Origin of the sequence: Kribbella jejuensis (assembly GCF_006715085.1) — a bacterium.
GTDB lineage: Bacteria > Actinomycetota > Actinomycetes > Propionibacteriales > Kribbellaceae > Kribbella > Kribbella jejuensis.
On record NZ_VFMM01000002.1, the window covers coordinates 1,131,250 to 1,156,660 of the forward strand.

The following is a 25,411-nucleotide window of genomic DNA, read 5'->3' on the forward strand; positions in this document are numbered from 1 at the left end:
CTCAGTTGTTCCGGGAACGAGCAGCCACGACTCCCGCGGCAACAGCGGCGCCGGCGCCCAGCAGGCCCAGTACGCGGTGCTGCGACGCCCACAGCTGGTAGCTGCGCGTGGTGGCGCGGTCGTCGAAGACGCCGTGCGCGCCGTAGTCGTACCCGTCCTCGGCGTCGGCCGGCTTCCACAGATTCGCGGCCTTGTGCGGATCGAACTGGTCGACCTGCTGCGACTTGTAGCCGGTCCGCGCCAGGTAGCGGTCCAGGAGTCCCGGGATGAACTTGTTCGCCAGGATCGTCGCGGCGGTAGGGCCGCCGACCCAGTACTCACGGCGCTTGGGGTGATCCGCGGCGTACACGACCGCGTCGGCGGCGACCTCGGGCTGGAAGATCGGCGGCACCGGCTGGGGGTGCTTGGGCAGCTTGGACAGCACCCAGGAGAACTGCGGGGTGTTCACGGCGGGCATCTGCACCATCGTGACGTGCACGTTGGACTTGTCGTGCAGCAGTTCGCAGCGCAGCGAGTCGTGGAAGCCCTGGATGGCGTGCTTGGCGCCGCAGTACGCCGACTGCAACGGGATTCCGCGGTACGCCAGCGCGGACCCGACCTGCACGATCGAGCCGTGGTCGCGGGGCTTCATCCGGTCCAGTGCCGCGCGGGTGCCGTACACGTACCCGAGGTACGTCACCTCGGTGGCCCGCTTGTACTCCTTCGGGTCGATCTCGGTGAACGGCGCGAAGACGCTGGTGAAGGCAACGTTCGCCCAGACGTCGATCGGACCCAGTTCGTCCTCGACCCGCTGGGCGGCGCGTTCGACCTGGTCGTAGTCGGCCAGGTCCAGCGGGACCGTGAGCGCCGTACCGCCGGCCGCCTCGACCTCCTCGGCCGCGCCGGCCAGGCCCTTCTCGCCACGGGCCAGCAGCGCGACCTTGGCGCCGCGCTTGGCGAACGCGATCGCGCTCGCCCGTCCGATCCCGCCGCTCGCACCGGTCACCACAACTGTCTGCCGCTGTCCCGCCACTGTTTCACCCCTCCTGGGTTCGTCGATTGGTTGCCTTCAGCCCGATATCCGCGGCCCTGGTATGACGTTCCCCGGCCGGCCGCGGGGGCACCTCCCCGGTGCCCTCGTAGCTGCCGAATATGCCCGAAGTTGGGTCGGCCGCCCGTGCTGGCTGCTCAACACGCACGGCCTGGGCGGGTTCCCCGTCTCGAGCCGGGACTGCGCCTGCGCGTGTAGTGCCCGGCAACGAAACTCTGCACACCTCCCGTCTCACGGTGTGTCGAGCTGCTCCAGCGGTTCGCCGGCCGGGCCGTCGAGGATCGCGCCGTCGACGGCGAAGCGGGAGCCGTGGCAGTTGCAGTCCCAACTGGTCTCCGCGGAGTTCCAGTGCAGGGGGCAACCGAGGTGGGTGCAGGTCGGTTCGACGGCGTACAGGGTGCCGTCCTGGTCGCGGTAGGCGCCGACCCGATGACCGTCGTACTCGACGATGCCGCCGGTCCCGGGTGCCAGCTGCTCGACAGGGTGGTCGAACCGCCCGCCGACGAACTCCTTGCCGACCTTCAGGTTGTCCTTGATCAGCTTCGCGACGGCCTGGGCATCGCCGATCCGGGTGGCGTCGAACACCGGCAGCCAGGCGTTGTCGCGGTCGGCGAGCAGGTCGGTGAGGACCATGGCCGCCGCGGTGCCGTTGCTCAGTCCCCACTTCTGGAATCCGGTCGCGACCCACACCATGTGGTGCAGCGGCGCGCGTCCGACGTACGGAATGCGGTCCGGGGTCGTGTAGTCCTGGCTCGACCAGCGGTGGTCGACCGACTCGACGTCGAAGGTCACGCGGGTCCAGTCCTCCAGCTCGCGGTACTGCTGCTGGGTGTCGACGTCGGCGGCGCCGGTCTCGTGGTCGTTGCCGACGACGATCAGGCCGCCCGGGCCGGGGGTGAGCCAGGGGCGGGTCGAGCGGGTCGGGGTGTCGATCGAGATCGCCATGCTTCGGGGTGCGTCGCCGCGCAGCCGGCAGGCCAGTCCGTACGAGCGGGTCGGTCTGGTCTTCGCGAAGTACCCGCCGAGCGTGCCCGGCGGCAGCAGTGTCGCGACCACGATTTGGTTGGCCTGCACGGTCGCGGTACCAGCCGTGAGCTGTACGGTCCGGTCGCGCTGCTCCTCGATGTCGAGGACCCTGGTCTGCTCGTAGATGGAACCGCCGGCGGCCGTGAACGCGGCGGCCAGGCCGGCGAGGTAGCGGGCGGGGTGAAAGTGCAGCTGCCGCTCGAACCGGACGGCGGCCTCGACAGCGAACGGCAGATCGAGCTCGGTCGTCAGTTCCGCGGGCAGCCCCAGTTTCACGGCAGCTGCCGCCTCTTCCTCGAGCTTGTCGCGTTGACCGGCGTCGAGGGTGTAGACGTAGGCCGGGGCACGCGTGAGATCGCAGTCGATACCAACCTGCTCGGCCAACTCGGCGACTCGCTCGACCGCGGCCTGATTGGCCTCGGCGTACAACCGGGCCTTCTCCTCGCCCTGCCGAGCGACCAGCTCCGCGTAGCTGAGACTGTGCTGAGAGGTCACCTTCCCGGTCGTGTAGCCGGTGGTCCCCGAGCCCACCCGGTCCGCCTCCAGCACCACAACCCGAGCCCCGTCACGCTGCGCGAGGAGCGCGGTCGTCAGCCCAACCACCCCACCACCGACGACCACCACATCGGCCACAAGATCCTGCCCGAGCGCCGGGTATTGCTGCTGCTCACTCGTCGCCAACCACACGCTGCCAGTACTCATGCACCCTCCAAGCTCGCCTGGCCCGTCCGGTGCCCCCGCAGCTCACGTCCAACCTGCCCTGACGTGATCAGCGGAGCCGGGACGTGGGGTCCCGGCTCCGCGAGTGGGTCAGTTGGTGAAGGCGACGTTGTCGAACTGGTTGATGGCGGACTGGGTGGTGTCGTGTGAGGTGGAGAAGATGCCTGCGTCCTGTTGTGCCGCGGCCGAGGGCAGGGTCACGGGGGCGCCGATCGGCACATAGTTCTGGCCGTCGTAGGAGTACGAGGCGCTGAACGACGTACCGGATCTGGTGAGTTTGACCCAGACGGGGCGGTAGCTGTCCACCGTCGCGCGGGCGTCGGTGTCCAGGTAGCCGTCGCCGTTGGAGTCCCACTCGAAGGTCACGCCGTTACGTGCGGTGGCCGCGACGACGGCGTACCCGGCCGATGATCCCGGCTTGGTCAGGTCGTTGCGGACCATGACTCCGGACTTGGCCCACACGTTCGCGTCGTTGATGGAGACGACCCGGGTGGAAACGCTCGACTGCGACGTGAACGAGCCGGCCTTGTAGATCGCGCCGAACTGGTCGTCGTGCTGACCGCCGGCGCCCCAGACGTCCGCACCCGCGGCGGCGATCCCGAAGGCGTCCCCGGCCTGACCGAAGTACGAGCTGACGTTGGACGTCGTGGCGAACCCGGTGACCGGAGCGTCGGCCGAACAGCCGGTGAAGCCGAACTGGTTCGCGTTGAGCGACGTGCGGTACTGCGGTGCGACACCCGCGGAGCAGATCACGTCCCGGGCCCCGGCCGGCCAGTTGGCGCCGCTGACCTTCACGTTGTTGATCAGCTTGTTGTTGTGGGCGGCGGCATTCGGTGCCGAGATCCCGCCGGAGTTGTACCAGTTGTTCTGGATGACGTTGTCGCTGGTGTTGTTGCGCAGGCTGCCCGCGTTGGTGAACACGAACGAACCGCCCTGGACCACGTTGTTCTCGTACGTCATCGAGCGCGAGCCCTCGTCGAGGTACAGCCCGACGCCCGAGATGTTGAACAGGTAGTTGCTGCTGACCACCGCGCCCGGGTTCGCCGAGAGGTTGTACACCGAACCGCCGTCGGCGAAGCGCGCCTTGGTGTTGTGCACGAGGTTGCCCTCGACCTGGGTGTCCTTGAGCGTGGTCGGCGTCGTGTACTTGGTGTTCCAGTTGTAGTACCCGCGGTCGACGTAGTCGTTCGAGCCGCCGGCGTCGTTGATGCCCCAGCCGTAGCCGGTGTCGATGCCGTCGTACGGGACGTTGGAGACCTCGTTGTGCAGGATCCTGGCGCCGGTGACGTAGGTGCTGAGGATCCCGCTGTTGTCCTTGTAGTCGACCCCGACCCGGTTGATCGTGTTGTTCTCGATCAGGATGTCCTGGTTCGTCATCCGCGGGTCGCTGGGGTGGTGGGCATCCGGCAGTACGCCGCCGACCGCGACGCCGTGGCCGCTGTTCTCGACGAACCGGTTGCCGACCACATCGATGTCGCTCGCGCCCAGCCCGATGCCCGTCACCGTGGCGTTCGCGTCGTTACCGATGCCCAGCGCGGACTGGCCGAGATCGGTGAAGGTGTTGCCGGTGAACGAGATCCGGCTCGCTGCCGACACCTGCACGGCGGCCGGCTCCTGGTACCAGCTGGTCCGGGCCCGTTCGAACATCTCGCAGCCGCGGGAGCAACTCGTGAACGCGTCGGCGGGACGGTAGTCGTACGCACCCTTGATGAACAGCCCGTTCTGCTGGTCGGCGTACCCGTCGGTCGAGGGGCCGAGCCAGGACGTCCCGGAGAACTGGATGCCTTCGAATGCGAGGCCGGTGACCGGCTGATCGTAGGTGCCGCCAATGCTGATCAGCGACTGCAGCCGGGGGAGTTCGACGTCCAGCTGGTTCGGGTCGACACCGTCGGCCGGCTTGTAGTAGAGCTTCCCGGCCGATGGATCGATATACCACTGACCGGCTTGGGTGAGGAAGCTCAACGAGTTGTCGAGGTACCAGGACGGTCCGGCCAGGAACGACCGCTGGACCGTGTCCCAGCCCCAGGTGTTGTTGTCCCAGGCAGGCTGGGCCATCGTGATCGCGGTCGGGCTGATGCTCTGGACCGGTGAGTACCGGTTGGTGAAGTCGCCCAGCGACTCGAACTCGATCCGGCCCTGGTCCGGAAGCGTCGCGAGGTAGCTCAGCGCGGAGTTGTTGATGGTGAGGCCGGTCGCCGTCGGTGTCACGTCGGCGTTGGCCAGCCGGATGGACGCCCGCGGGGCGATCAATCCGTTCACGTACAGCTGACGGGTGTCGAGGCCGCTCGGGGTGTCGGCTTCCCAGATGCCGCGGCCCACGTCGGACCTGGACCAGCCACCCACCTTCGACGCGCCGGTGATGACGGGGTGAGCGCCGGGCGCGGCGGCCCAGCGGACGGTGTGGTCGCCGCCGTCGTCGTCCGCGCCGAACCGGAGCGGTGCGCTCAGCCGATAGGTGCCATCGGCAAGTTGTACGGTCACGTCGCCGTACTTCGCGGCCGGGCGGACGATCTTCTGCGCACGCTCCGGCGTGCACGGCATCGCCTGGCTGCAGTGCCCGGTGTCCTTGCCGTCGGGCGCCACGTAGTAGACCGTCGCGGGGGCGGCCTGCGCACTCGCCGCGGTGAGCACCGAGGCAATGACCGCGCCGGCGCCGAGCAACGCGAGGACGGCCGGTCCGCGGCGTGCGGACCTGTTCCTCGAGCGTCGCGATTCAGACGTCAATGTCATGTTCGATCGCTTCCTGTGTGTGGGCGTCGCACTCGCCCGGAAACACAGAGTTAACATACGTATGATGTTTCCGACAAGACCTCGGGATCCAGCAGATCGAAGCGTTGTCAAACATCATACGTATCTCCTATAGTCGGCGCCAAGCTCCGCTCCGGGTCGTGCCCGGAGGCGACAGACAAGGAACTCTCATGGTCGGAATCCACACAGCGGTTCGGGCACGCCGCAGGCCGGCGTCGGTCCTCGCCGGGCTCTGCGCCGCAACCGCGCTGCTGGCCCTCGCCGGCTGCGGCGGCGGTACCAGCACGGCGAACGGGTCGTACGGCTTTCCCCAGGTCAAACAGGAAAGTTCGGCGATCACGGTCTGGGTCGACGCGGACCGGCAGGCCGCCGCGAAGGCCTTCCAGAAGGCGAATCCGGACACCAAGATCAACGTCGTCGCCTACGACGGGTCGGCGAACGGGTCGAACTCGTTCCGTACCAAGATGCAGCTCTTCGACCGGGCCGGCAGCGGGTGGCCGGACGTCGTGTTCTCCACCCAGAACAACGACGCCGCCTGGGCCAGCCAGAAGAGCAACGGCAAGCAGGCGTTCGCGGCCGTGCTGGACAAAGGTCTGGTTCCTGGTGACACGCTCGCGAAGTTCACTCCGGGTTCGCTCAACCCGTGCAAGGTCGACGGCCAGTTGTACTGCCTGCGGAACGACCTCGCGCAGACCGTGCTCTGGTACAACAAGAAGCTGATGGACCAGTTCGGCTACGCACTGCCGACGACCTGGGAGGACTACCAGGCCCTCGGCGAGAAGGTGGCCAAGCAGCATCCCGGGTACATCATCGGGGCGGCCGGCGACGGGTTCGCGCCGGAGATCTACATGTGGGCCGGCAAGTGCCAGGCCAACGGCGTCACCGGTCCCAAGTCGGTCACGGTGAAGGTCGACACGCCCGAGTGCAAGCGGGTGGCATCGATGCTGGACACGCTCCGTGGCAACGGGACCGTGCCGGTCGTCAGCGTCTTCACTCCGGAGTTCGTGAAGAAGTACACGGGCAAGGTGCTGATGATGCCCGGGCCGGCCTGGTACGCCGGGGCGATCTTCAACAACCCGCAGTCGCTGAACGTTCCGGCCGGACAGCTCGGCGTTGCAGCGCCGCTGCCGTGGAAGGGCGACGACAAGGCGGTCACCGGCAACGTGGGTGGCGGCACGTGGTTCGTCTCGAGCCACTCGAAGAATCTTGCGGCGGCCGAGAAGTTCGTCCAGTTCGTCACCACTGCCGACGACTACCAGGTGAACGTCGCGCCGGGTTACCCCGCTTACGCACCGGCCGCGGACAAGTGGATCGCGAAGCAGGAGTCCAGCAAGTACTTCGCGACCTCGCTGCAGCCGGTGGTCACCGCCGCCTCGGACGTCTGGGACGGCTGGGGGTACGGCGTGTTCAGCCAGGAAGCGATCTGGGCGAAGACGATGACCACGGGAGTCACGGGCGGCAAGTCGCTCGTCGCCCTGTTGCCGGACTGGCAGCAGGCGATCGAGAACCAGGCCAAGGTCAACGGATATTCGGTGAACTGAGATGACGATCGCTCCCCCGAGCGACCAGTTGGCCGCCGGCGCCTTCGAGCGCCGGCGACCGGCCCGGCCGAACGGCCGGGCACCTGGTCGCACGCCGATCGGCTACGTGTTCGTCTCGCTCTACGCGCTGCTCGCACTGGCCTTCGGCGTCTTTCCTTCGCTGTACGCGGTCGTGCTGGCGTTCACGAATGCCGACGGCGGATTCGCCGGTGCCGGCAACTTCACGAAGGTGGTCGGCGACTTCCGGTTCTGGCCGGCCGTGCTGCACGTGACGCTCTACCTGGTCATCTGGCTCGTGGCTCTGGTCGTCTTCGTCGTGGGACTGGCGCTGCTCGTGCACGCCGTACGGGTCCGCTGGGCGGGTACCGCCCTGCGCTTCGTCTACTACCTGCCGGGCGCGCTGGCCGGAGCGTCCAGCGTTCTGCTCTGGCTGTTCGTTCTCGATCCCACCGCCAGCCCGGTCAGTGGCCTGCTGCATGCGTTCGGGTTCGACAGCTTCGTGGCGGTCATCCAGCCCGGGCACCTGCCGGCGATCTTCGCGATCATCGCGTTCTGGACCGGAGCCGGCGGGTGGATCGTGATCATGTACGGCGCGTTGAACAACATCAGCACCGAGATGCTCGAAGCGGCCCAGGTCGACGGCGCGAACGCCGTACAGATCGCACTGCGGATCCAGCTACCGCTGCTCCGTAAGTGGATCGCGTACATGGGCGTGATGTCCCTTGCCGCGGGCACCCAATTGTTCGTCGAACCGCAACTGCTCAGTCAGGCCAGCAACGCCGTGGTCCCGAACGACTACTCGCTGAACCAGCTCGCCTACCAGTACGCGTTCCAGCAGAACGACTTCAACGGTGCCGCCGCGATCTCGCTGATCCTGCTCGTCGTCGCGCTCCTGCTGTCCTGGGTGTTCGTGACCCGCGGCGGCCTGTTCGAGAAGGAATGACTATGAACCTCCGAGGCTGGAGTGGCCGGTCGCTCGCGGGCGTCGTGATGATTCTCTTCGTGTTCTTCTTCGCGGTCCCGATCGTCTGGCTGTTGTTGTCGGTGACCAAGTCCGCGAAGGCACTGACCGTCGCGAACCCGTTCTCCGTCGGGTCCTGGCACGACTTCGTGGCCAACTGGAACCAGTTGTTCGGCTTCCAGGACGGCGCGGTGACAACCTGGATCGGGAACTCGGCGGTGTACGCCGGTGGCGCGTTGGTGCTCACGCTCCTGGTGAGCATCCCGGCCGGTTACGCCCTCGCGCTGACCGAGTTCAAGCTTCGCCGAGCACTGCTGGTACTGACCCTGGTCGTGATGCTGATCCCGAGCACCGCCCTGGTGCTGCCGATCTTCCTGGAGCTGAACAGCGCCGGCCTGATCGGGAGCCCGCTGTCGGTGATCCTGCCGATGTCGTTCTTCCCGTTCGGCGTGTACCTGACCTACATCTACTTCTCGACGAGCATCCCGAGGGACCTGCTGGCCGCGGCCCGGATCGACGGCTGTACCGAGGTCCAGGTCTTCACCCGGATCGCCCTTCCGTTGGGCGCGCCAATCGTCGCGCTGGTCGCGTTCTTCAGCTTCGTGCAGAACTGGAACAACTTCTTCCTGCCGTTCGTGATGCTGCCCTCCAGCGACGGTTACCCCATCCAGGTCGGCCTGACCTCACTGCTCGCTTCGACTCCCGCGTTCAACCCGTCCTCGGCCGGATCGGACTCCGTCCAGTTGCCGACCTTGGCTTTGGCTACGGTGGTGTCGGTTCTGCCCGTCCTGATCGTCTTCCTGTTCTCCCAACGATTCCTGGTCAGCGGCATGACCGCGGGAGGAACGAAGGAATGACCGACCTGGCTCCCAAGGAGAACGAGAAGATATGAAGATCACCGGATACCGCAGTCTCAGTACCGTGCACGACTGGGGGAGACTGACGGGCGACGTCAACGGTGTGCAGAGCGTGGAGACCACACCTGTCCCCGTCCTGATCCTGGAGACCGACGTCGGTCTCGAAGGCGTCGGCCTGGGTGCTCACGGCGACGTCGCGCGGGTGTTTCCCGCCGTCGACGGCGAGGATCCCCGATCGGTCGTCGCGCTCTACGACCGGATGCTCGCCTGGGTGTTCAAGACCGGCCACTCCGGCTCCGTGTTCGGGACGATCGGCGCCATCGACATGGCCTTGTGGGACCTCAAGGCGAAGGCCGCGGGGGAGCCGCTGTGGCGGATGCTCGGGGCCCGCGAACGTTTCGTTCCGGGGTACGCGTCCGGTCTGGAGTACGGCCTGACCGATCAGGAGCTCGCCGACCTGTACGGGCGCTTCGCCGACCGCGGGTTCAAGGCCGGCAAGCTGAAGGGCGGCCGCGACCTGGATCGGGACCTGCCCCGGCTGGAGATCGTCCGGGACGTGCTCAGCCGCAACTCGCGCCGTCCGGCGATCATGTTCGACGCCAACGAGTCGTGGAACCACGCGCAGGCGGCGCGCTACGTGGCCGCCATCGAGGCGCGCCTGGATCTCACCTGGGTGGAAGAGCCGCTGCGCAGATGGGACGCGGCCGGACTGGCCGCGTTGCGCGGGAAGGTCCGCGCGGCGATCGCCAGCGGTGAGAACCTGACCGGGCTCGAGCAGTACCGCCCGCTGCTCGATGCCGGAGCCCTCGACATCGTCCAGGTCGGCAACGTCTGGGGTATCACCCACTTCCTCAGGGTGGCGACGCTGGCGCACGGCCACGACCTCCCGGTGAGTCCGGTCGCGTTCAACGCGAATCCGATCGCGCACGCGGCCGCCGCGGTACCGAACCTGCTGACCCACGAGGTGCAGGACCTGCACTTCCCCGTCGGGCTGGACGTCGACCAGGAGTTCGACGACGGCGGGATCATCCTCGGCGACCGGCCGGGGATCGGCATCCTGGTCGACGAGTCGCGGATGTCGGCGGGCGGCACCGATGCGGTCGTTGCCGCCGCGAACGGACCACACGTGCGGCCCGGTCGAGCCGCGTTGCGGCTGGTGGCCGAGCCGGACGTGATCGACGTTCCCGCCGTACCGTTGCGGCCGGTCTCGTGACGCGCGCACCGGAGCGCCGGGCCTTCGTGGTCGGCGTACGGCCCGAGAAGCGCGAGGAATACCTGCGGCTGCACAGCGCGGTCTGGCCGGGCGTCGAGCAGAAGCTCGTCGAGTGCAACGTCCGCAACTACAGCATCTTCGTCTTCGGGGACATCCTGTTCGCGTACTACGAGTACGTCGGCACCGACCACGACGCGGACATGCAACGGATCGCGGACGACCCGGTCTCGCAGGAGTGGTGGACATACACCGATCCGTGCCAGGTCAGGATCGCCGAGGAACGCAATCCGGGCGCGTTGTGGCAACCCATCGACGAAGTGTGGCACCTCGAATGACCGTCGGCATCGACGCGCACGTACACCTGTGGAACCGGGCACTGGACCCGCAGGACTGGATCGATCCGGCGACGATGACGCCGATCGCCCGCGACTTCGGCGCCGCCGAGCTCGGTGCGATGCTCGCCTCGACGGGGCTCGAGCGCGGGATCGTCGTACAGTCGAGCAACAGCCTGGCGGAAAGCGTCCGGCTTGCTCGACTGGATCCTTCCGTGGTGGCCGGTCTGGTCTGCTGGGTCGACCTCACCGCGGAGGTCGGTCCGCAACTCGATCGGATCCGCCGGGACGCGACCGTACCCGTGGTCGGCGTACGGCATCTGGTCCACATCGATCCCGATCCCGAGTGGATGCTGCGCGACGACGTCGGCCGGGGCCTCGCCGCGCTCGAGAGTGAAGGTCTCTGCTTCGACCTCGTGGTACGCGAGTGGCAACTCCCGCAGGCGGCCGCGGTGAGTGCTCGTCACGAGGGGCTGCGCTTCGTCCTCGACCACCTCGGCGGTCCGCCGGCCCCTGGTGGGGACGGCCGGGAATGGGCGGCCGGCCTGCGTGAACTGGCCCGTCGGCCGAACGTCGCCGCGAAGGTCTCGGGCCTGGTGTCCGGCCTGGCGCCGGGATCGTGGCGTGCCGAGGATCTGGCCGACCGGGTGACGATCGCGCTCGACGCGTTCGGGCCGGATCGCCTGCTGTACGGCTCCGATTGGCCGCTGGCCGAGCTCGGCGGTGGAGCCGTGGCCTGGAGGTCGGCGGTGGACACCCTACTGGCAGGATTGTCCGAGGCGGAACACCGGCGGGTGTTCGGTGGCAGTGCGGCCGAGGTCTACTGCCTCTTCTGACCGCGTTTCCGGTCGCGCGGACGGGGGGCGTGACTGGGCAGCCGGCGGCGCTCCCACGACCCGTGGATGTGGGAGTGCATGGCTTCCTCCGCGGCGGCCGCGTCGTTGCGCGCGATGGCCTTCACGATGGCCGCGTGCTCCTTGAGGGTCACAGCCACCGCGTCGGGCGGGTTGATGCCCTGGTACCGGCTGGATTCGACGGCGCGTTTGTAGATGTGCTTGGCGATGTTCTCCGCCAGCCGGTTGCCGGAGATCTCCATGACCGCGTAGTGGAAGATCACATCGGCCTGCCGGAACGAGTCGGTCTCGGACTCGCTCTCGCGCATGGCGGTCAGTGCGTTCTCCAACCGCCGGAGCTCGTCCGCGCTGTGCGATCTCGCCACCGCTCCGGCCATGGCCGCCTCGAGGCTGGCGCGCACGACGGTCAGTTCGTCGAGGACGCCCAGGCTCTCGTCGTTGTCGATCAGGGCCGACAGTACGACGGGATCGAGCATGTTCCAGTAGCCCGGCGCGCGGACCTGCGTGCCCCGGCCCTGCGAGACCGTCACCAGGCCCTTCTCCTCGAGCCGCTTCACCGACTCGCGCAACACCGTCCGGCTGACCCCGAAGTGCTCACTCAACGGTCCCTCGGGCGGCAGCAGGTCGCCTTCTTTCAGCCGCCCGGTCACGATCAGATCCACGAGCTCGGCGACAACCGAAACCCCGAGCCGCCCGACCGGCAGCCGCCGCGGAATCAACTGCGCCGTGTGCAAGGAATCTTTCGCCATACGTATGATCTTATCGACCCGGAGGCGCCGTGCTGCCGCGGACGATCAGTTCGGTGGCGAGCTCGATGCGGTGGTGCGGGAGCGGCTCGCCGCGGTCGAGGGCGAGTACCATGTTCGCGGCCGAGGCCGCCATTTCGGTGAGTGGTTGCCGGATCGTGGTCAGCGGTGGCGTGACCCAGCTGGTGATCGGCAGGTCGTCGAACCCCACGACGCTGAGGTCGTCCGGGATCCGCACACCGTGCTCGGCGGCCGCGCGGTAGAGGCCGAAGGCCTGCAGGTCGTTGTGCGTGACAACCGCGGTCGGTGGTTCGGCCAGGCTCAGCAAGGCACGACCGTGGATCAGGCCGTCCTCGGGCTGGAAAGTGCCTTCGCGGATCAGTTCGGCGGCGATCGGCGTACCGGCGTCGTCGAGGGCGGCCCGGTACCCGTCGAGGCGGGCCCTGCTGGACAGCATCCGGGTCGGACCGGTGATCGTCGCGATCCGGCGGTGGCCGAGCTCGAGCAGGTGGCGGGTGGCCGAGAAGCCTCCGCTCCAGTTGCTCGCGACAACGGACGGGAACGCGTGCCCCGGATCGCCGGTGGGATCGACCAGCACGAACGGGATGTCCCGGCTGCGGATCTGGTCGCTCTGCGTGCTGGTGAGACCGGAGAACACCGCGATCACGCCGGTCGGCCGCCGCGCGAGTACGCCTTCGATCCAGCCGCGGCCCGGCGTGTGCCCGTGCATCTCGGACAGTACGACGCCCAGCCCGTTCTCGTCGGCGATCCGCTCGACGCCCTTGATCACCTCCATCGCGTACGCGCCGGCCAGTTCGTGGAAGACGAGTTCGAGCAGCGGGGCCTTCGTTCCGGGCTTCTTCAACCGGCGGAAGCCGTGGGTACGAATGATGCCCTCGACCTTGGCCCGGGTCGCCGCGGACACGTCGGACTGGCCGTTGATCACCCGGGACACCGTCGGGATCGAGACGCCGGCGAGTTCGGCGATCTGCGCGACGGTCATCGGCCGGCCGGTCGGGGCCGCTGCGGAATCGCTGCTCGCGGTCATGGCGGCGAGTGTAGCTCCGGGCCACCACCGCGCCGTCGAAACAATTCCTGAATGTTTCGGTCGAAATCTCGAAATGACCTGTTGACCGTCTGGAGTCACAGACTTACAGTTCCCCGCAATGATCGGCGGTCGTTCCGAAATTTTCGGGAATGTGAGGGAGTTGCCGTGAGAGTGCGTCTTGGGTTCGCCGTCGCTGCGGTCGCAGCACTGGTCGTCGCGGGTTGTTCGAGCAACGGTTCCGGGTCGGCCGACCAGAAATCGTTCGACTTCTGGTCGTTCTCGGGGATCAACCAGAAGGCCGCCGTCGAGGAGTACCAGAAGAAACATCCCGACATCCACGTCAAGCTGACCGAGGTCGGTTCGTCGGTGGAGACCGCTCAGGCGCTCACCACGGCGCTTGCCGGAGGCAAGGTTCCGGACCTGGTGCTGATCCAGGGCGACGACATGCCGAAGTTCGTCGAGCAGCCGCAGAACTTCGTCGACCTGCGGACGCTCGGCGCGGACGACGTGAAGAAGGACTACCTGGACTGGGTGTGGTCGCAGAGCGTCGCCAAGGACGGATCGGTGCTCGGGATCCCGACGGACGTGGGTGGCCTGGCGATCGCGTACCGCAAGGACCTGTTCGCCGCGGCCAAGTTGCCGACGGACCGGGACGCGGTGAGCAAGCTCTGGCCGACCTGGGACAAGTTCATCGAGGTCGGAAAGCAGTACAAAGCCACGACCGGCAAGGCCTTCCTGGACAACGCCGGAACGAGCGTCTTCTACCAGGCCGTGCAGCAGGGCGACATGAAGTACTACGACGCCGACCGCAATCTCGCCTACGACCACAGCCCGCAGGTGAAGCGGGCCTTCGACTACGGACTGACCGCGGCTCAGGCCGGCATCACGGCCAAGCTGAGCTCCTTCACCGAGGCCTGGTCGGCGGGCATGACCAAGGGGGACTTCGCGGCGGTCGCGGCACCGTCCTGGATGCTCGGCAGCATTCGGACGAACGCACCGACCACCAAGGGCAAGTGGGACATCGCCACCATTCCAGGCGGTGCCGGGAACTGGGGTGGCAGTTACCTGGCGATCCCGAAGAACGCCAAGAACCCGAAGGCGGCCTGGGACTACATCAAGGAGATGCAGTCGCCGCAGTCCCAGCTCGCGCACTACGTCAGCTCGGGTTCGCTGCCCTCGACGCCGTCGGTCTACAAGGACCCCAAGCTCACCTCGTTCAAGGATCCGTTCTTCTCGAACGCGCCGACCGGCACGATCTACACCAACTCGCTGCTCGGCCTGAAGCCGTTCTACATCGGTCCGGACAGCTCGGCGATCGGGCAGGAGTTCCTGAACGCGATCACCAACGTCGAGCAGGGCAAGGGCGATCCGGCGAAGGCCTGGGACACCGCGCTGCAGAACATCAAGACCGCGATCGGGAAATAGCGTGACGACCAGCCTCACCGCGCCGCGCGCCTCGGCCCGGCCACCGGTCGAGTCGAGGCGGAAGGTGCGCGAAAGCCTGGGCGAGCGGGTCGCGCCGTACGCGTACGTCGCGCCGTTCTTCCTGATCTTCGGCATCTTCGGCCTGTTCCCGCTGCTGTTCACGTTCTACGTCGCGCTGTTCGACTGGAACCCGGTGGCCGCGCACACGTTCGTCGGGTTCGACAACTTCTCCCGGCTGTTCGACGACCCGCGGTTCTGGAACGCGCTGTGGAACACGATCAGCATCTGGATCCTGTCGACGGTGCCGCAGTTGCTGATCGCGCTCGGCCTCGCGCACCTGCTCAACCACGCGAGGCTGCGACTGGCGACCCTGTTCCGGATGTCGATGCTGGTCCCGTACATCACGTCGGTCGCGGCGACCACGGTGGTGTTCGCGCAACTCTTCGACCGTGACTACGGCCTGCTGAACTGGCTGCTGCACCTGGTGGGTGCGGGACCGGTCGACTTCGTCCAGTCCACCTGGGGAAGTCAGATCATGATCGCGACGATGGTGATCTGGCGGTGGACCGGCTACACGACACTGCTGTACCTGGCGTCGCTACAGGCCATCTCGCGGGACATCTACGAGGCGGCATCGGTCGACGGAGCCGGCAGCTGGAAGCAGTTCCGGCATATCACGATCCCGTCGCTCCGGCCGGTGATCGTGTTCACGATCGTCACCTCGACCATCGGCGGGCTGCAGATCTTCACCGAGCCGCTGCTGGTGTCCCGCAGCGCGCCGATGACCTGCGGCCCGGTGCGGCAGTGCCAGACCCTCACGCTGTTCCTGTTCGAGCAGGGCTTCGGCCAGTTCAAGTTCGGGTACGGCGCGGCGATCGGCGTCACGCTCTTCGTACTCGTGGTCGCCTTCGCCCTCCTCAACTTCTTGCTGTCCACCCGAATCCGCCGGGAGAAGCCATGACGACCGTGGGCCAATCGGTGCGCCACCGCAAGCTCGACCGTGTGCCCTGGTGGGTCTACGTGCTGCTGGCCGTCGCCGTGCTGGTCGCCGTGTTCCCGCTGTACTGGATGTTCGTGGTGGCGTCCAACGATTCCGCGACCGCCTACAAGATGCCGCCGCGGCTCACCCCGGGCGGGAACCTGTTCCACCTCGCGGGGCTGGTGTTCAGCACGGTGCCGTTCATCCGGTCGCTGATCAACAGTGCGATCGTCGCCGTCGCGATCGGCGTCGGTCAGGGCGTGCTGTGTGCGCTCGCGGGGTTCGCGTTCGCCAAGCTGCGGTTTCCCGGCCGGAACACGTTGTTCCTGATCGTCGTACTCACGATGACGGTACCCACGCAGCTCGCTGTCATCCCGCAGTACATGATCATGTCCAAGCTCGGCTGGGTGGACACGCTGCAGGCGCTGATCGTGCCGGGCCTGGCCAGCGCGTTCGGCATCTTCTGGATGCGCCAGCACATCGCGTCGACGGTCTCGGACGAGTTGTTGCAGGCGGCCCGGATCGACGGCGCCGGCAGCTGGCAGATCTTCTGGCAGATCGCGTTCCCGTTGGTCCGGCCGGCTGCGTTCGTGCTCGGCCTGCTCGGCTTCGTCACCTCGTGGAACGACTTCCTCTGGCCGTTCATCATCCTCAAGTCACCGGAGAAGTACACCGCCCAGATCGCGATCAAGGCACTGCAGAACAGCTACGTCGTCGACCTCGGTCTGGCCATGGCCGGCTCGTTCCTTGCCACCGTCCCGCTGCTGGTCCTGTTCGCCTTCGTCGGCCGCCGCCTGGTCACCGGCATCATGGACGGCGCCTTCAAGGGCTGACCCGGCGCCGCCACGCTCACGAACGCGTACGGGGCCCGGGCGGCGGGCCGGCGGAGTTCCGGATGACGATGTGGGTGCCGATCATGGTGTGCTGGCTCAGGGCGTGCCGCTCGCGGTTGAGGGCGTAACGTACGGCGGTCCGGCCGAGCTCCTCGTAGTCCACGTGGACCGTGGTCAGTTCGGGGGTGAGGTCTCTGGCCAACGGAATGTCGTCGTACCCGACGACCGACATATCCTGCGGCACGCGGAGGCCCGCTTCGCGCAACGCGACCAGCGCCCCGCTGGCCACGACGTCGGTCGCGGCGAAGATCGCGGTGAACGTCCGGTCGCCGGCCAGCAGTTCGCGCGTGGCCTGGTAGCCGGACTCGCGGTCGAAGGTGACCGCGCGGGTTCGCTGCGGCGGCGCGGTCAGCTGGTGTGCCTTATGCGCACGCTCGAACCCGCGGAGCCGTCCGTCGACCGTGCTGTGGCCCGCCTCCCCGGCGCCCAGGAAGGCGATGTCGCGATGACCGAGGGAGATCAGGTAACTGGTCACGGCGTAGGCGCCGCCTTCGTTGTCGTACTCGACCACTGTCGCGGGCACGTCGGGACCGAGCGGGGGACGGCCGCAGAGCACGAGCCGGGACCCGGACTTGTCCAGCGCACGGGCCGCTTGGGTCATCCGCTCGGCGTAGCTCCGGCTGTCACTGCCGCCACCGACCAGCACCACTGCCTCGGCCTGCTGCTCGCGCATGAGCTCGATGATTTCCAGTTCGCGCTCGGGATCGCCGTGACTCGTACAGACCAGGCAAAGGCGTCCCTCAGCGGTGGCCTGCTGCTCGACACCTTGCCCGACATAGGCGAACGCAGGTCCGACCAGGTCGTGGACGATGAACGCCACGGTCTTGGTGCCGCCACCGCCCAGGGCCCGCGCCTGGGCGTTGATGACGTAGTCGAGCTCGCGGACGGCCTTCATCACCCGCGCGCGAGTAGCCGCCGAGACAGGGTAGTTGCCGGCGAGCACCCGGGACACCGTGGTGGCGGAAACGCCCGACGAGGCGGCGACGTCCTTGACGGTCGGACGCTCGCCGGAAGTCGGCTGTCGTGCCACCGCGGCCCCTTTCACCGAGAACTGGAACGGGGTCAACGATAGGGCCTACGCCACCCGGTCCAGGTCGGAGGCCGTGATCGCGTGCGCGAACGGGCGGCCGCCGAGGAAGCGTTCGAGTTCGTCGATCACGCAGTCGCCCATCCGTGCGAGTTCGTTGCCGTGGGAGCCGGCGATGTGCGGGGTCAGGAAGGTGTTGGGCAGTTCCCAGAGTGCGGAGCCGGCCGGCAGCGGTTCGGGTTCGGTCACGTCGAGTACGGCGTACAGCCGACCGGCGCGGAGGTGGCCGATCAGCGCTTCGGTGTCGACGAGGCTGCCGCGGGCGGTGTTGATCAGCGTTGCTCCGTCCCGCATCAGCGCGAGTTGCTGTGCGCCGACGAGACGGTCGGTCTGTGGATTCGCGGGAGCATGCACACTGACGACGTCGCTGGTGCGCAGCAAGGTGTTCAGGTCGACCAGCCGGACGCCGAGCTCGGCAGCTTCGGCGGCGTCGACGTACGGATCGAACAAGCACACCTCCAGGTCGAACGGACGGAGCAGTTCGATGACGCGCCGGCCGATCCGCGAGGCACCGATCACTCCGACCGTCCGGCCGTAGTTGCCCACACCTGTCTGCACCTCGGCCAGGGTGAAGTGTCTGGCCGCGTGGTACTGGTCGCGGAACCGGAACACGTTCTTGCCGGCGAACAGGATCGCGGCGAGCGTGTACTCGGCCACCGGTACGGCGTTCGCGGCGGCGGCCGAGGTGATCGCCAGACCACGCTCCCAGCAAGCCGGGGACAGGAGTGCCTTGACCGAGCCGGCCGTGTGCAGGATCGCCCGCAGCCCAGGGGCCGCGTCGAGGACGTCCGCGGTGATCGGCGGGCAGCCCCAGCCGGTGATCAAGAACTCGGTCGAAGCCAGCGCGGCCCGGACCTCGTCGGTGTCGAACCGCTCGGCGACGACGGACCGGTCGACCCGCACGAGTCGCTGCAGCCGGTGCATGGACCGTGGTGGGTACAGGTCCGGCAGATGGTGTGCACCGAGGGCGAAAAGTGCCGTAGGGCGGTCGGCCACGGGCTCCTCCGTTCGTGGGTGGAAGGCTATTTCAGGCTGCCCAGCGTGATGCCGGAACGCCAGAACCGCTGCATGGACAGCATCAGCGCGACAATCGGGATCAGCGAGACGATCGCACCGACGATCACCAGCCCGGTCAGGTCGACGGACTGGTCGACCTTGATGTTCAGCCAGGAGTACAGGCCGAGCATGATCGTCCACTTCTGTTCGCCGCGGAGGAACACCAGCGGCCCGAAGAACGAGTTCCAGGAGCCGACGAAGCCGAGCAGGAAGATGGTGGCCGACCCGGTCGTCATCAGCCGCGCCCCGATCGTGAAGAAGGCGCGGTACTCGCCGGCTCCGTCGACCCGGGCCGCCTCGAGGAGCTCCGGCGGGACCGCGCCTTCGGCGTACACCTTGGCCAGGTAGACCGAGAACGCGCTGAAGAAGTGCGGGACGATGATCGCCCAGGGCGTGTCGACGATGTGCAGCCGGCTGTAGAGCAGGAACGACGGGATGGTCAGCAGCGCGCCCGGAATCAGGAACGAGCCGATGATGCAGCCCATCAGGATGCCGCGGCCGCGGAAGCGGTACATGGCCAGCGCGTACCCGCACGCGACACAGATGACGGTCATGCCGACCGTGCCGGCGACGCCGTACAGCAGGGTGTTCGCCATCCAGCGCAGGAAGATGCCGTCGTGGTAGGTGAACAGGTCGCGGGTGTTGTCGAGGAGATGGAAGTCGGCGAACCACAGTCCGTTGGTCGTGTAGAGGTCGCGCTGGTCCTTGGTCGCGGAGACGATCAGGAACCAGACCGGCGCGATCGAGTAGATGAGGAAGAGGACGAGCCCGGTCCAGACCAGGGTCCTCGACAGCTTCGACGGATGGTGGCCGGCGGGCAGGTCGTCGTCGTGCCGGTGTCTGCGGGCGGTGATGGTTGTCATGCGGGAGCCTTGTTCGTGAGTTTGTAGAAGACCGCCGAGATCAGGCCGACCACCAGCGCGAGCACGATCGACAACGCCGCGGCGTAGTTGAAGTCGCCGACCGCGAAGGCTTGGTTGTAGATGGTCATGATCGGCGTGAAGTCCTTCGTGACGGTCTCCGGAGTCATCGAGCGGAACAGCAACGGTTCGCTGAAGATCTGCAGGGTTCCGATGATGCCGAGCACGCTGACCAGGACCAGCGAACGCCGTACGTACGGCACCTTGATCGACCAGGCGATCCGCCATTCGGAGGCGCCGTCCACCCGCGCGCTGTCGAAGATGTCGCGCGGCACGGCCTGCAGGGCGCCGTACACGATCAGCATGTTGAAGCCGATGCTGCCCCAGGCCATCAGGTTGCCGACCGACACCCAGATCAGCCGGCTGCTGTAGAAGTTGGCGTCGATCCCGAACAGTTCGAAGAACGGTGTGAGCGGGCCGACGGCGGGGCTGTAGAGATAGATCCAGATCAGGGTGGCGACGATGCCCGGGCTCATGTAGGGCACGAGCATCGCGATCCGGAGCTTCCCGGCGACCCGCCGGCGGACCGAGTCGAGCAACAGGGCCAGGGTCAGGCTGGTGGCCTGGATCAGCGGGATGACCACGATCGCGAACAGCGCGACGCGCCACAGGCTGCCCCAGAACTTCACGTCATGCAGGGCGCGGTCGAAGTTCTCGAATCCGCTGAAGCTGACGGTCTTGGCGCCGAAGCCGAGGCCCGAGCTCTTCGCGGTGTAGAGACTCTTGCTGAGCGCCATGATCACCGGGACCACGGTGAAGAGCACGAATCCGGCGAAGAACGGCACCGTGAACGAGGCGCCCTTGAGAGCTACGGTACGGCGCCAGCGCGCACCGGAGGAACGGACGTCCCGGCCGCGGTCGGCAGGTGGGGTGGTCAACGGCTTCGGCTTCAGGTCCAGGGACATCCGTCCTCCTCGAATTCGGTCGTCGGTCTCAGCTCGAGACGTTGATGCCCTTGGCCTTCAGGTCGTCGACGGTGAACTTCTGCATGTTCTCGAGGAGTTGGCGGAAGGTGATCTTCTTGGTGACGGCCTGGGCCCACTGGTCCTGCAGTTCCTTGAAGACCCCGGTGTAGTTGGGGCCGACCAGCCAGTTGTCCACGCCGGACGCCGACGCCTTGTTGATCACGGTCTGCGCCTCCGACCGGTGGCTGCCGAACAGCTTCCGCGGCACCGAGGCATCGACCCAGGGCGACGGGTCAGGCATCGCACCCGGCCAGGCGTAGGCGCCGGTCGTCTTGTCGTAGGTGGCGTCGATGCCGTCCTTGGTCGTGTTCATCCAGATGCCGACCTCAGTTGCTTCCTTGGGGTGCTGGCATCCCTTCGGCACGAGCAGCGCGTTGCCGTGGGCGGGAGTCGCGAACTTCGTGGCGTCGGCGAACTGCGGCAGGTCGACCGGCTCCCAGTCGCCGATGGTCTTCTTGAAGTGCAGCTCGTAGTTGGCCAGCTGCCAGGTCGAGGTCGGCAGCGAGACCATCTTGCCCTGGTCGAAGTACGCGATCAGCGCGGGCCGGTCCTGGTAGGTCTGGTTGGCGACCAGGCCGTTGTCCACCAACTGCTGGAGAATGTTGGCGGCGGCAACGGACTCGGGGGACAGGAAGTCGACCTTCCAGGAGTCGTTCTGGACCGAGTACCAGGTTCCGCCGGCCTGGACGATCAGGTTGACGAGCGTACTGGGATCTTCGCCGGCCAGGTTCATCACCTGGACGCCGTGCGGTTTGAGCGCCTTGCCGGCGGCGATCACGTCGTCCCAGGTCTTCGGCACGCGTACGCCGTACTTGTCGTAGACCGCCCGGTTGATCATCATGAACGTCGGTCCGGTGCCGAGCGGAATGCCGTAGTACTTGTCCTGCACCTTGGCGGCGCTCAGCGACGATGGCTTGAACTTGCTCTCGGCGGGCTTCAGATAGTCGGTCACATCGGTGAGCAGGCCCTCGGACAGCAGGGCCGGTACGTCACCGAAGTTCTGCGACAGGCACGGGATCGCGCTGCCCGCCGCGACGGCGTTGCGCAGCGTCGTCGCGGTGCTGGGAAGGTCGGCCTGCTTGACGAACTTGACCTTGATGTCGGTGTGGTTCGCGTTGAACTTGTCCACCACCGGCTGGATGTCCGTCCAGCCCCAGTACTCGAGCTGGACCGGTCCGGCGGACGTGCCCTTGGCGGCGTTCGTGGCGGTGTCGTTGCTGCAGGCGGCTGTGGTGGCAACGGCCAGGCACAGGGCGAGGCCGGCCAGCGCGGCGCGGCGGCTGTTTCTGGGCATGCGTGTATCTCCGGGGTGGGCTAGGGATCTGCGGGTCGGCGGCGTACCGCCATAGTTAACGATTTCTATGAAAGCTAGGAGAAGAACTCGTTGTCGTCAAGGCCTTGCGCTCTTGCTGCGAGGTCTCCAAGATGCCTAGCGTAGAAATCGTTAACTATGCGTTCCGCCGTTCTCCTGCCTCCGCCTCAGGAAAGAAGGTGCTGTCTGTGTATCCGACTCCAGCCGTTGCCCGCGGTCGATTCCGGCGACTCGGAGCGTTGGGCGTGGCCCTCGTGCTCGTCACCGGACTGCTCGCCGCCGTGGCCCGACCGGCCGACGCCCGGGGCCTCAGTGGATGCGACGTGGCACTCCATTCGACGGTCAGCCCGCAAGGTTTCGTGCATCCCGGTGTCGCGCTGACCGAACCGATTCTCGACAACGCTCGCCGGCAGCTCGCCGCGGGCGCCGAACCGTGGACCTCGTCGTTCCGCGCGATGCAGCAGTCGTCCGCGGCCGGGACCGCTGTCACGTCGTCCAATCGGAGCAGCACGGATCCGACCAAGCCCGCTTCCGATGCCTTCAACAGCCAAGGTTTCAACGGCCGATTCATCGCCGACGGTCTGAAGTCCTACACCCAGGCCGTGCTCTACGTGCTGACCGGCGACGAGGTCTACCGCAAGAACGCGCTGGACATCATCCGCATCTGGGAGCAGCTGGACCCGGCGAAGTACGAGTACTTCACCGACGCGCACATCCACACCGGGATTCCGCTCAACCGGATGGTGTCGGCCGCCGAGCTGTTGCGCTACACGTCGTGCGCCGACGAGGCGTACCCGTGGACCGACGCGGACACGCAGGCGTTCACCCACAACCTTGTCGTCCCGGTCATCGAGACCTTCCAGAACGACAACAACCACTTCATGAACCAGCACAACTACCCGCTGATGGGTGCGATGGCGGGTGCGATCTTCATGGACGACACCGCCCTGTACAAGCGGTCGGTCGAATGGTTCACCGTCAACGCCACGGCGCAGGACCAGGGCTTCAACGGCTCGGTCGCGCGGCTGTTCCGGTGGGTCGACCACGACGACAAGACCGGCAAGCCGATCAAGGACCCGCACGTCCAGCACGCCGAGATGGGCCGTGACCAGGCCCACGGTGGCGGCGACCTCACCAACGCGGTGATCATTTCCCGGATGCTGCTGGCGCAGGGCACGAAGGTCGACCCGGTTGCGGGGACCGTGTCCAGTGCCGCGAACGCCGTCGGCCCGTACGAGTTCCTCGGCAACCGGATCCTCGCCGCCGCCGACTACTTCTGGCGCTTCATGCTCGGCTACGACACCGCCTGGACCCCGATGGCGTACGCGATCTCGCCGGACGGCACGATTCGCGACACCTACAACCACATCGCCGACGGCTACCGCGGCCGGTACGTCACTGCGAGCTTCTGGGAGATCTATTACTACTACCAATTCACGCTCGGCAAGGACGTCAAGGCGATCGCGCCGTACTACGCCGAGGCCTATGCCAAGCGCCCCGGTCCGCTGTACTCCCGCGGCGGCGTGATCGGCAACTCGTGGGACGGTGTCGACGGCGGCGGCGACTCGTGGTTGTTCGCGCCCGCCGCGGCGGCGGGAGAGTCGACCCGGCCGCTGGGCAACAACCCGAACATCTACGAGGTCGAGGACCGCTACACGCACCTGGCCGGCGACGTCACGACCGGCGACGGCTACGTGCGGATGGCCCCCGGTTCGAAGATCGCGTACCTCAACGGCGCGACGGATCGCCCGAAGTTGGGCTTCCTGGTCCGCACCAACGGTGCTGCCGTCATGCACCTGCACACTGCCCGGAACGGTCGCACCCTGAAACGCGACTATCCCGTGCTCGTGCCGAACACCGGCGGCAAATGGCGCTACGTCATGACCGATGGTCCGATGGACGACATTCTCTTCATCGGTGTCGAGGGCGCTACCGTCGACCTCGACCACATCAACATCGATGCCGCCCAACCCACCGGGCCGGTCTTTTCCGGCGGGACTGACCGGGTGATCGGCTGGCTGGGCGCCGAGGCCAAGGTCCACCTCGCGGCGACAGCCGCCACCGGTACGACGTACAGTGCGACCGGGCTCCCCGACGGCGCCACGCTCGACCCGGCCACCGGTGTCCTCACGTGGAAGCCGGCCCGGGCCGGCTCGTGGACCGTCACTGTCTCCGCCGACGACGGCTCCGCGATGGCGGCCCGTCGCATCACGCTCACCCCGGCCGGTGACCGCACGAGCGCCTTGCAGCTTGCCAAGCGCGGGTACAACCCGCAGACCGTGTACGAGTCCGGGACCAAGGACGCGTTCAGCGCCGCGGTCGCCGCCGCGGACAAGCTGCGCCAGACGGGTTCCGGGACGGAGTACCTGGCCGCACTCACCGCCGTCGTCGGGGCCGTCGACGGACTGCGCCCGCTCTCGCCGAAGCTTGCTCTGGACGGCAGCCTCGACTACCCGGGGCTCGTCGCGTCGTCCACCACCGGCGACCGGATCGTCAACATGGTCGACGGAGACGAACAAACCGGCACCGTCTATCCGCAGGCCGTGAACCTGTCGCACACGTTCGACTTCGGTCCGGACTACCGAGTGTCCGCGACCAAGTTCGGTTTTCAGAGCAACATCTTCGCCGACCGATTGGCGAACTCGGCCGTGTTCGGTTCCAACGACGGCGTCACGTGGACCCGTCTTACTCCCGGGGTCACCGCGTTCACCCAGGACTACAACACCCTGGACGTCGCCAAGGACCTGCAGGACGACCAGTTCCGGTACCTGAAGATCCAGATGCTCAAGCAGTTGCCGGACGTTCTGTACGGCATCGTGCGGGGCGTCTTCGAGATGACCGAGTTCCACATCTACGGAGAGCGGCACGAGATCGGCAACCTGGTGAAGTCGACCTCGATCACGTCCGCCCAGGCCATCGCGGGCAAGATCATGACCGGCGACACCGTCGACGTCTCGATCACCGCCAAGCAGCCGCTGCGGCAGGTGACGGTCACCGTCCAGGGACTGCCGGTGCCGGCCTCCTCGACCGACGGAATCAATTGGAGGGCCGCGGCCAAACTGGACAACGTTGCGGCTGGCAACATTCAGGTCGCGGTGGACTACGTCGACGCCACGGGCAAGGCCGGACCGACGGCGTACGGAACGACCGATGGTTCGAAGCTCTACATCGCGGGCGACCCGGCACACTTCATCGACGTTGCCAAGGTCGCTACCGTCACCGCCTCCGACAAGCAATGGCCGGGCACCGGACTGGGCGCTGACAAGGTCGGTTATCTACTCTTCGACCGCAATCCCGATACGTACGGCGACCTGAACACCGGACCGGGTGCGTACTACCTCCTGGACTTCGGTGCGCACGCGACCGTACGCCCCTCGGAGGTGCTGTTCCTGCCGCGGGCCAGCCACCCGCAGCGGGCCAACGGAACCGTCGTGCAGGGCTCGAACGACGGCCAGACCTGGACCGACCTGACCAGTTCCCTGGCCGGAGCAGTCGCGAACACCTGGAGCGACCAGCAGATGTCGGGCAGCACCCACTACCGCTACCTGCGCATCTACAACCCCACGAGCTGGTTCGGCGACCTGTCCGAGGTCGAACTCTACGGAGACCTCACCACCGGCGCCTGACAAGCTGATCCCGACGCCGGCGCGGGTGATTGCGGAGTCACCGCAATCACCCGCGCCGGCCGACGGGTCGAG

20 protein-coding genes are annotated in these 25,411 nt (G+C 67.1%); 10 read left to right on the forward strand and 10 right to left on the reverse strand.

The annotated features are described in order from the left end of the window. Position 1: 1 nt before the first annotated feature. The 3 genes from FB475_RS25425 to FB475_RS25435 form a co-directional block, all read right to left on the reverse strand. Complete coding sequence (locus tag FB475_RS25425; RefSeq protein WP_141859068.1) at positions 2–1,012, reverse strand: SDR family oxidoreductase; 1,011 nt, start codon at positions 1,010–1,012, stop codon at positions 2–4. 249 nt (positions 1,013–1,261) lie between these two features. Continuing rightward, the gene (locus tag FB475_RS25430) at positions 1,262–2,758 is read right to left on the reverse strand and encodes an FAD-dependent oxidoreductase (RefSeq protein WP_141859069.1); all 1,497 of its coding nucleotides are present in this window, start codon (positions 2,756–2,758) and stop codon (positions 1,262–1,264) included. 108 nt (positions 2,759–2,866) lie between these two features. Beyond that, positions 2,867–5,506, reverse strand: a complete 2,640-nt coding sequence (locus FB475_RS25435) for a right-handed parallel beta-helix repeat-containing protein (RefSeq protein WP_141859070.1) — start codon at positions 5,504–5,506, stop codon at positions 2,867–2,869. Between the two features lie 188 nt (positions 5,507–5,694). Between FB475_RS25435 and FB475_RS25440 the strand changes: the two genes are divergently transcribed. Genes FB475_RS25440 through FB475_RS25465 form a run of 6 tightly spaced genes read left to right on the forward strand, consistent with a single transcriptional unit; the run spans position 5,695 to position 11,264 of the window. Continuing rightward, positions 5,695–7,065 carry an ABC transporter substrate-binding protein gene (locus FB475_RS25440; protein WP_141859071.1) on the forward strand — a complete coding sequence of 457 codons (1,371 nt, stop codon included), beginning with the start codon at positions 5,695–5,697 and terminating at the stop codon, positions 7,063–7,065. Between the two features lies 1 nt (position 7,066). Beyond that, positions 7,067–8,008: a carbohydrate ABC transporter permease gene (locus tag FB475_RS25445; RefSeq protein WP_141859072.1), complete on the forward strand. Its 942-nt coding sequence runs from the start codon at positions 7,067–7,069 to the stop codon at positions 8,006–8,008. Positions 8,009–8,010: 2 nt separating this feature from the next. Then, complete coding sequence (locus FB475_RS25450; protein WP_202878497.1) at positions 8,011–8,883, forward strand: carbohydrate ABC transporter permease; 873 nt, start codon at positions 8,011–8,013, stop codon at positions 8,881–8,883. 31 nt (positions 8,884–8,914) lie between these two features. After that, positions 8,915–10,096, forward strand: a complete 1,182-nt coding sequence (locus FB475_RS25455; protein ID WP_141859074.1) for a mandelate racemase/muconate lactonizing enzyme family protein — start codon at positions 8,915–8,917, stop codon at positions 10,094–10,096. Beyond that, positions 10,093–10,431 (forward strand): L-rhamnose mutarotase, encoded by a 339-nt coding sequence (locus tag FB475_RS25460; RefSeq protein ID WP_141859075.1) that lies wholly within the window; start codon positions 10,093–10,095, stop codon positions 10,429–10,431. Before FB475_RS25455 ends, FB475_RS25460 begins: the two co-directional genes overlap by 4 nt. Beyond that, a complete protein-coding gene (locus FB475_RS25465) occupies positions 10,428–11,264 on the forward strand; it encodes an amidohydrolase family protein (protein WP_185759427.1) in 837 nt (278 codons plus the stop codon). Before FB475_RS25460 ends, FB475_RS25465 begins: the two co-directional genes overlap by 4 nt. Here FB475_RS25465 and FB475_RS25470 read toward each other — a convergent pair. Continuing rightward, the gene (locus FB475_RS25470; protein WP_141859077.1) at positions 11,249–12,031 is read right to left on the reverse strand and encodes a FadR/GntR family transcriptional regulator; all 783 of its coding nucleotides are present in this window, start codon (positions 12,029–12,031) and stop codon (positions 11,249–11,251) included. The genes FB475_RS25465 and FB475_RS25470 overlap by 16 nt on opposite strands. A 10-nt stretch (positions 12,032–12,041) precedes the next feature. After that, positions 12,042–13,076: a LacI family DNA-binding transcriptional regulator gene (locus tag FB475_RS25475; protein ID WP_185759428.1), complete on the reverse strand. Its 1,035-nt coding sequence runs from the start codon at positions 13,074–13,076 to the stop codon at positions 12,042–12,044. Positions 13,077–13,241: 165 nt separating this feature from the next. Here FB475_RS25475 and FB475_RS25480 point away from each other — a divergent pair, with 165 nt between their 5' ends. Genes FB475_RS25480 through FB475_RS25490 form a run of 3 tightly spaced genes read left to right on the forward strand, consistent with a single transcriptional unit; the run spans position 13,242 to position 16,313 of the window. Further along, positions 13,242–14,501 carry an ABC transporter substrate-binding protein gene (locus tag FB475_RS25480; RefSeq protein WP_202878498.1) on the forward strand — a complete coding sequence of 420 codons (1,260 nt, stop codon included), beginning with the start codon at positions 13,242–13,244 and terminating at the stop codon, positions 14,499–14,501. Between the two features lies 1 nt (position 14,502). Continuing rightward, positions 14,503–15,462 carry a carbohydrate ABC transporter permease gene (locus tag FB475_RS25485; RefSeq protein ID WP_141859079.1) on the forward strand — a complete coding sequence of 320 codons (960 nt, stop codon included), beginning with the start codon at positions 14,503–14,505 and terminating at the stop codon, positions 15,460–15,462. Then, a complete protein-coding gene (locus tag FB475_RS25490) occupies positions 15,459–16,313 on the forward strand; it encodes a carbohydrate ABC transporter permease (protein WP_141859080.1) in 855 nt (284 codons plus the stop codon). Before FB475_RS25485 ends, FB475_RS25490 begins: the two co-directional genes overlap by 4 nt. Positions 16,314–16,329: 16 nt before the next feature. Here FB475_RS25490 and FB475_RS25495 read toward each other — a convergent pair whose 3' ends face one another. The 5 genes from FB475_RS25495 to FB475_RS25515 are packed head-to-tail and all read right to left on the reverse strand — an operon-like array spanning position 16,330 to position 21,695. Then, positions 16,330–17,403: a LacI family DNA-binding transcriptional regulator gene (locus FB475_RS25495; RefSeq protein ID WP_141859081.1), complete on the reverse strand. Its 1,074-nt coding sequence runs from the start codon at positions 17,401–17,403 to the stop codon at positions 16,330–16,332. 45 nt (positions 17,404–17,448) lie between these two features. Continuing rightward, positions 17,449–18,456: a hydroxyacid dehydrogenase gene (locus tag FB475_RS25500; protein ID WP_141859082.1), complete on the reverse strand. Its 1,008-nt coding sequence runs from the start codon at positions 18,454–18,456 to the stop codon at positions 17,449–17,451. Positions 18,457–18,482: 26 nt separating this feature from the next. After that, positions 18,483–19,379: a carbohydrate ABC transporter permease gene (locus FB475_RS25505; RefSeq protein WP_141859083.1), complete on the reverse strand. Its 897-nt coding sequence runs from the start codon at positions 19,377–19,379 to the stop codon at positions 18,483–18,485. Next, on the reverse strand, positions 19,376–20,341 hold the full coding sequence (locus FB475_RS25510) for a carbohydrate ABC transporter permease (protein WP_141859084.1): 966 nt from the start codon (positions 20,339–20,341) through the stop codon (positions 19,376–19,378). The genes FB475_RS25505 and FB475_RS25510 overlap by 4 nt, the downstream gene beginning before the upstream one ends. Before the next feature lie 28 nt (positions 20,342–20,369). Next, entirely contained in the window at positions 20,370–21,695 is a 1,326-nt protein-coding gene (locus FB475_RS25515) for an ABC transporter substrate-binding protein (protein WP_141859085.1), read from the reverse strand. A 263-nt stretch (positions 21,696–21,958) separates the two neighbouring features. On the opposite strand from FB475_RS25515, the gene FB475_RS25520 reads away from it, so the two are divergent. Further along, the gene (locus FB475_RS25520) at positions 21,959–25,339 is read left to right on the forward strand and encodes a putative Ig domain-containing protein (protein ID WP_185759429.1); all 3,381 of its coding nucleotides are present in this window, start codon (positions 21,959–21,961) and stop codon (positions 25,337–25,339) included. Positions 25,340–25,411 lie beyond the last annotated feature (72 nt).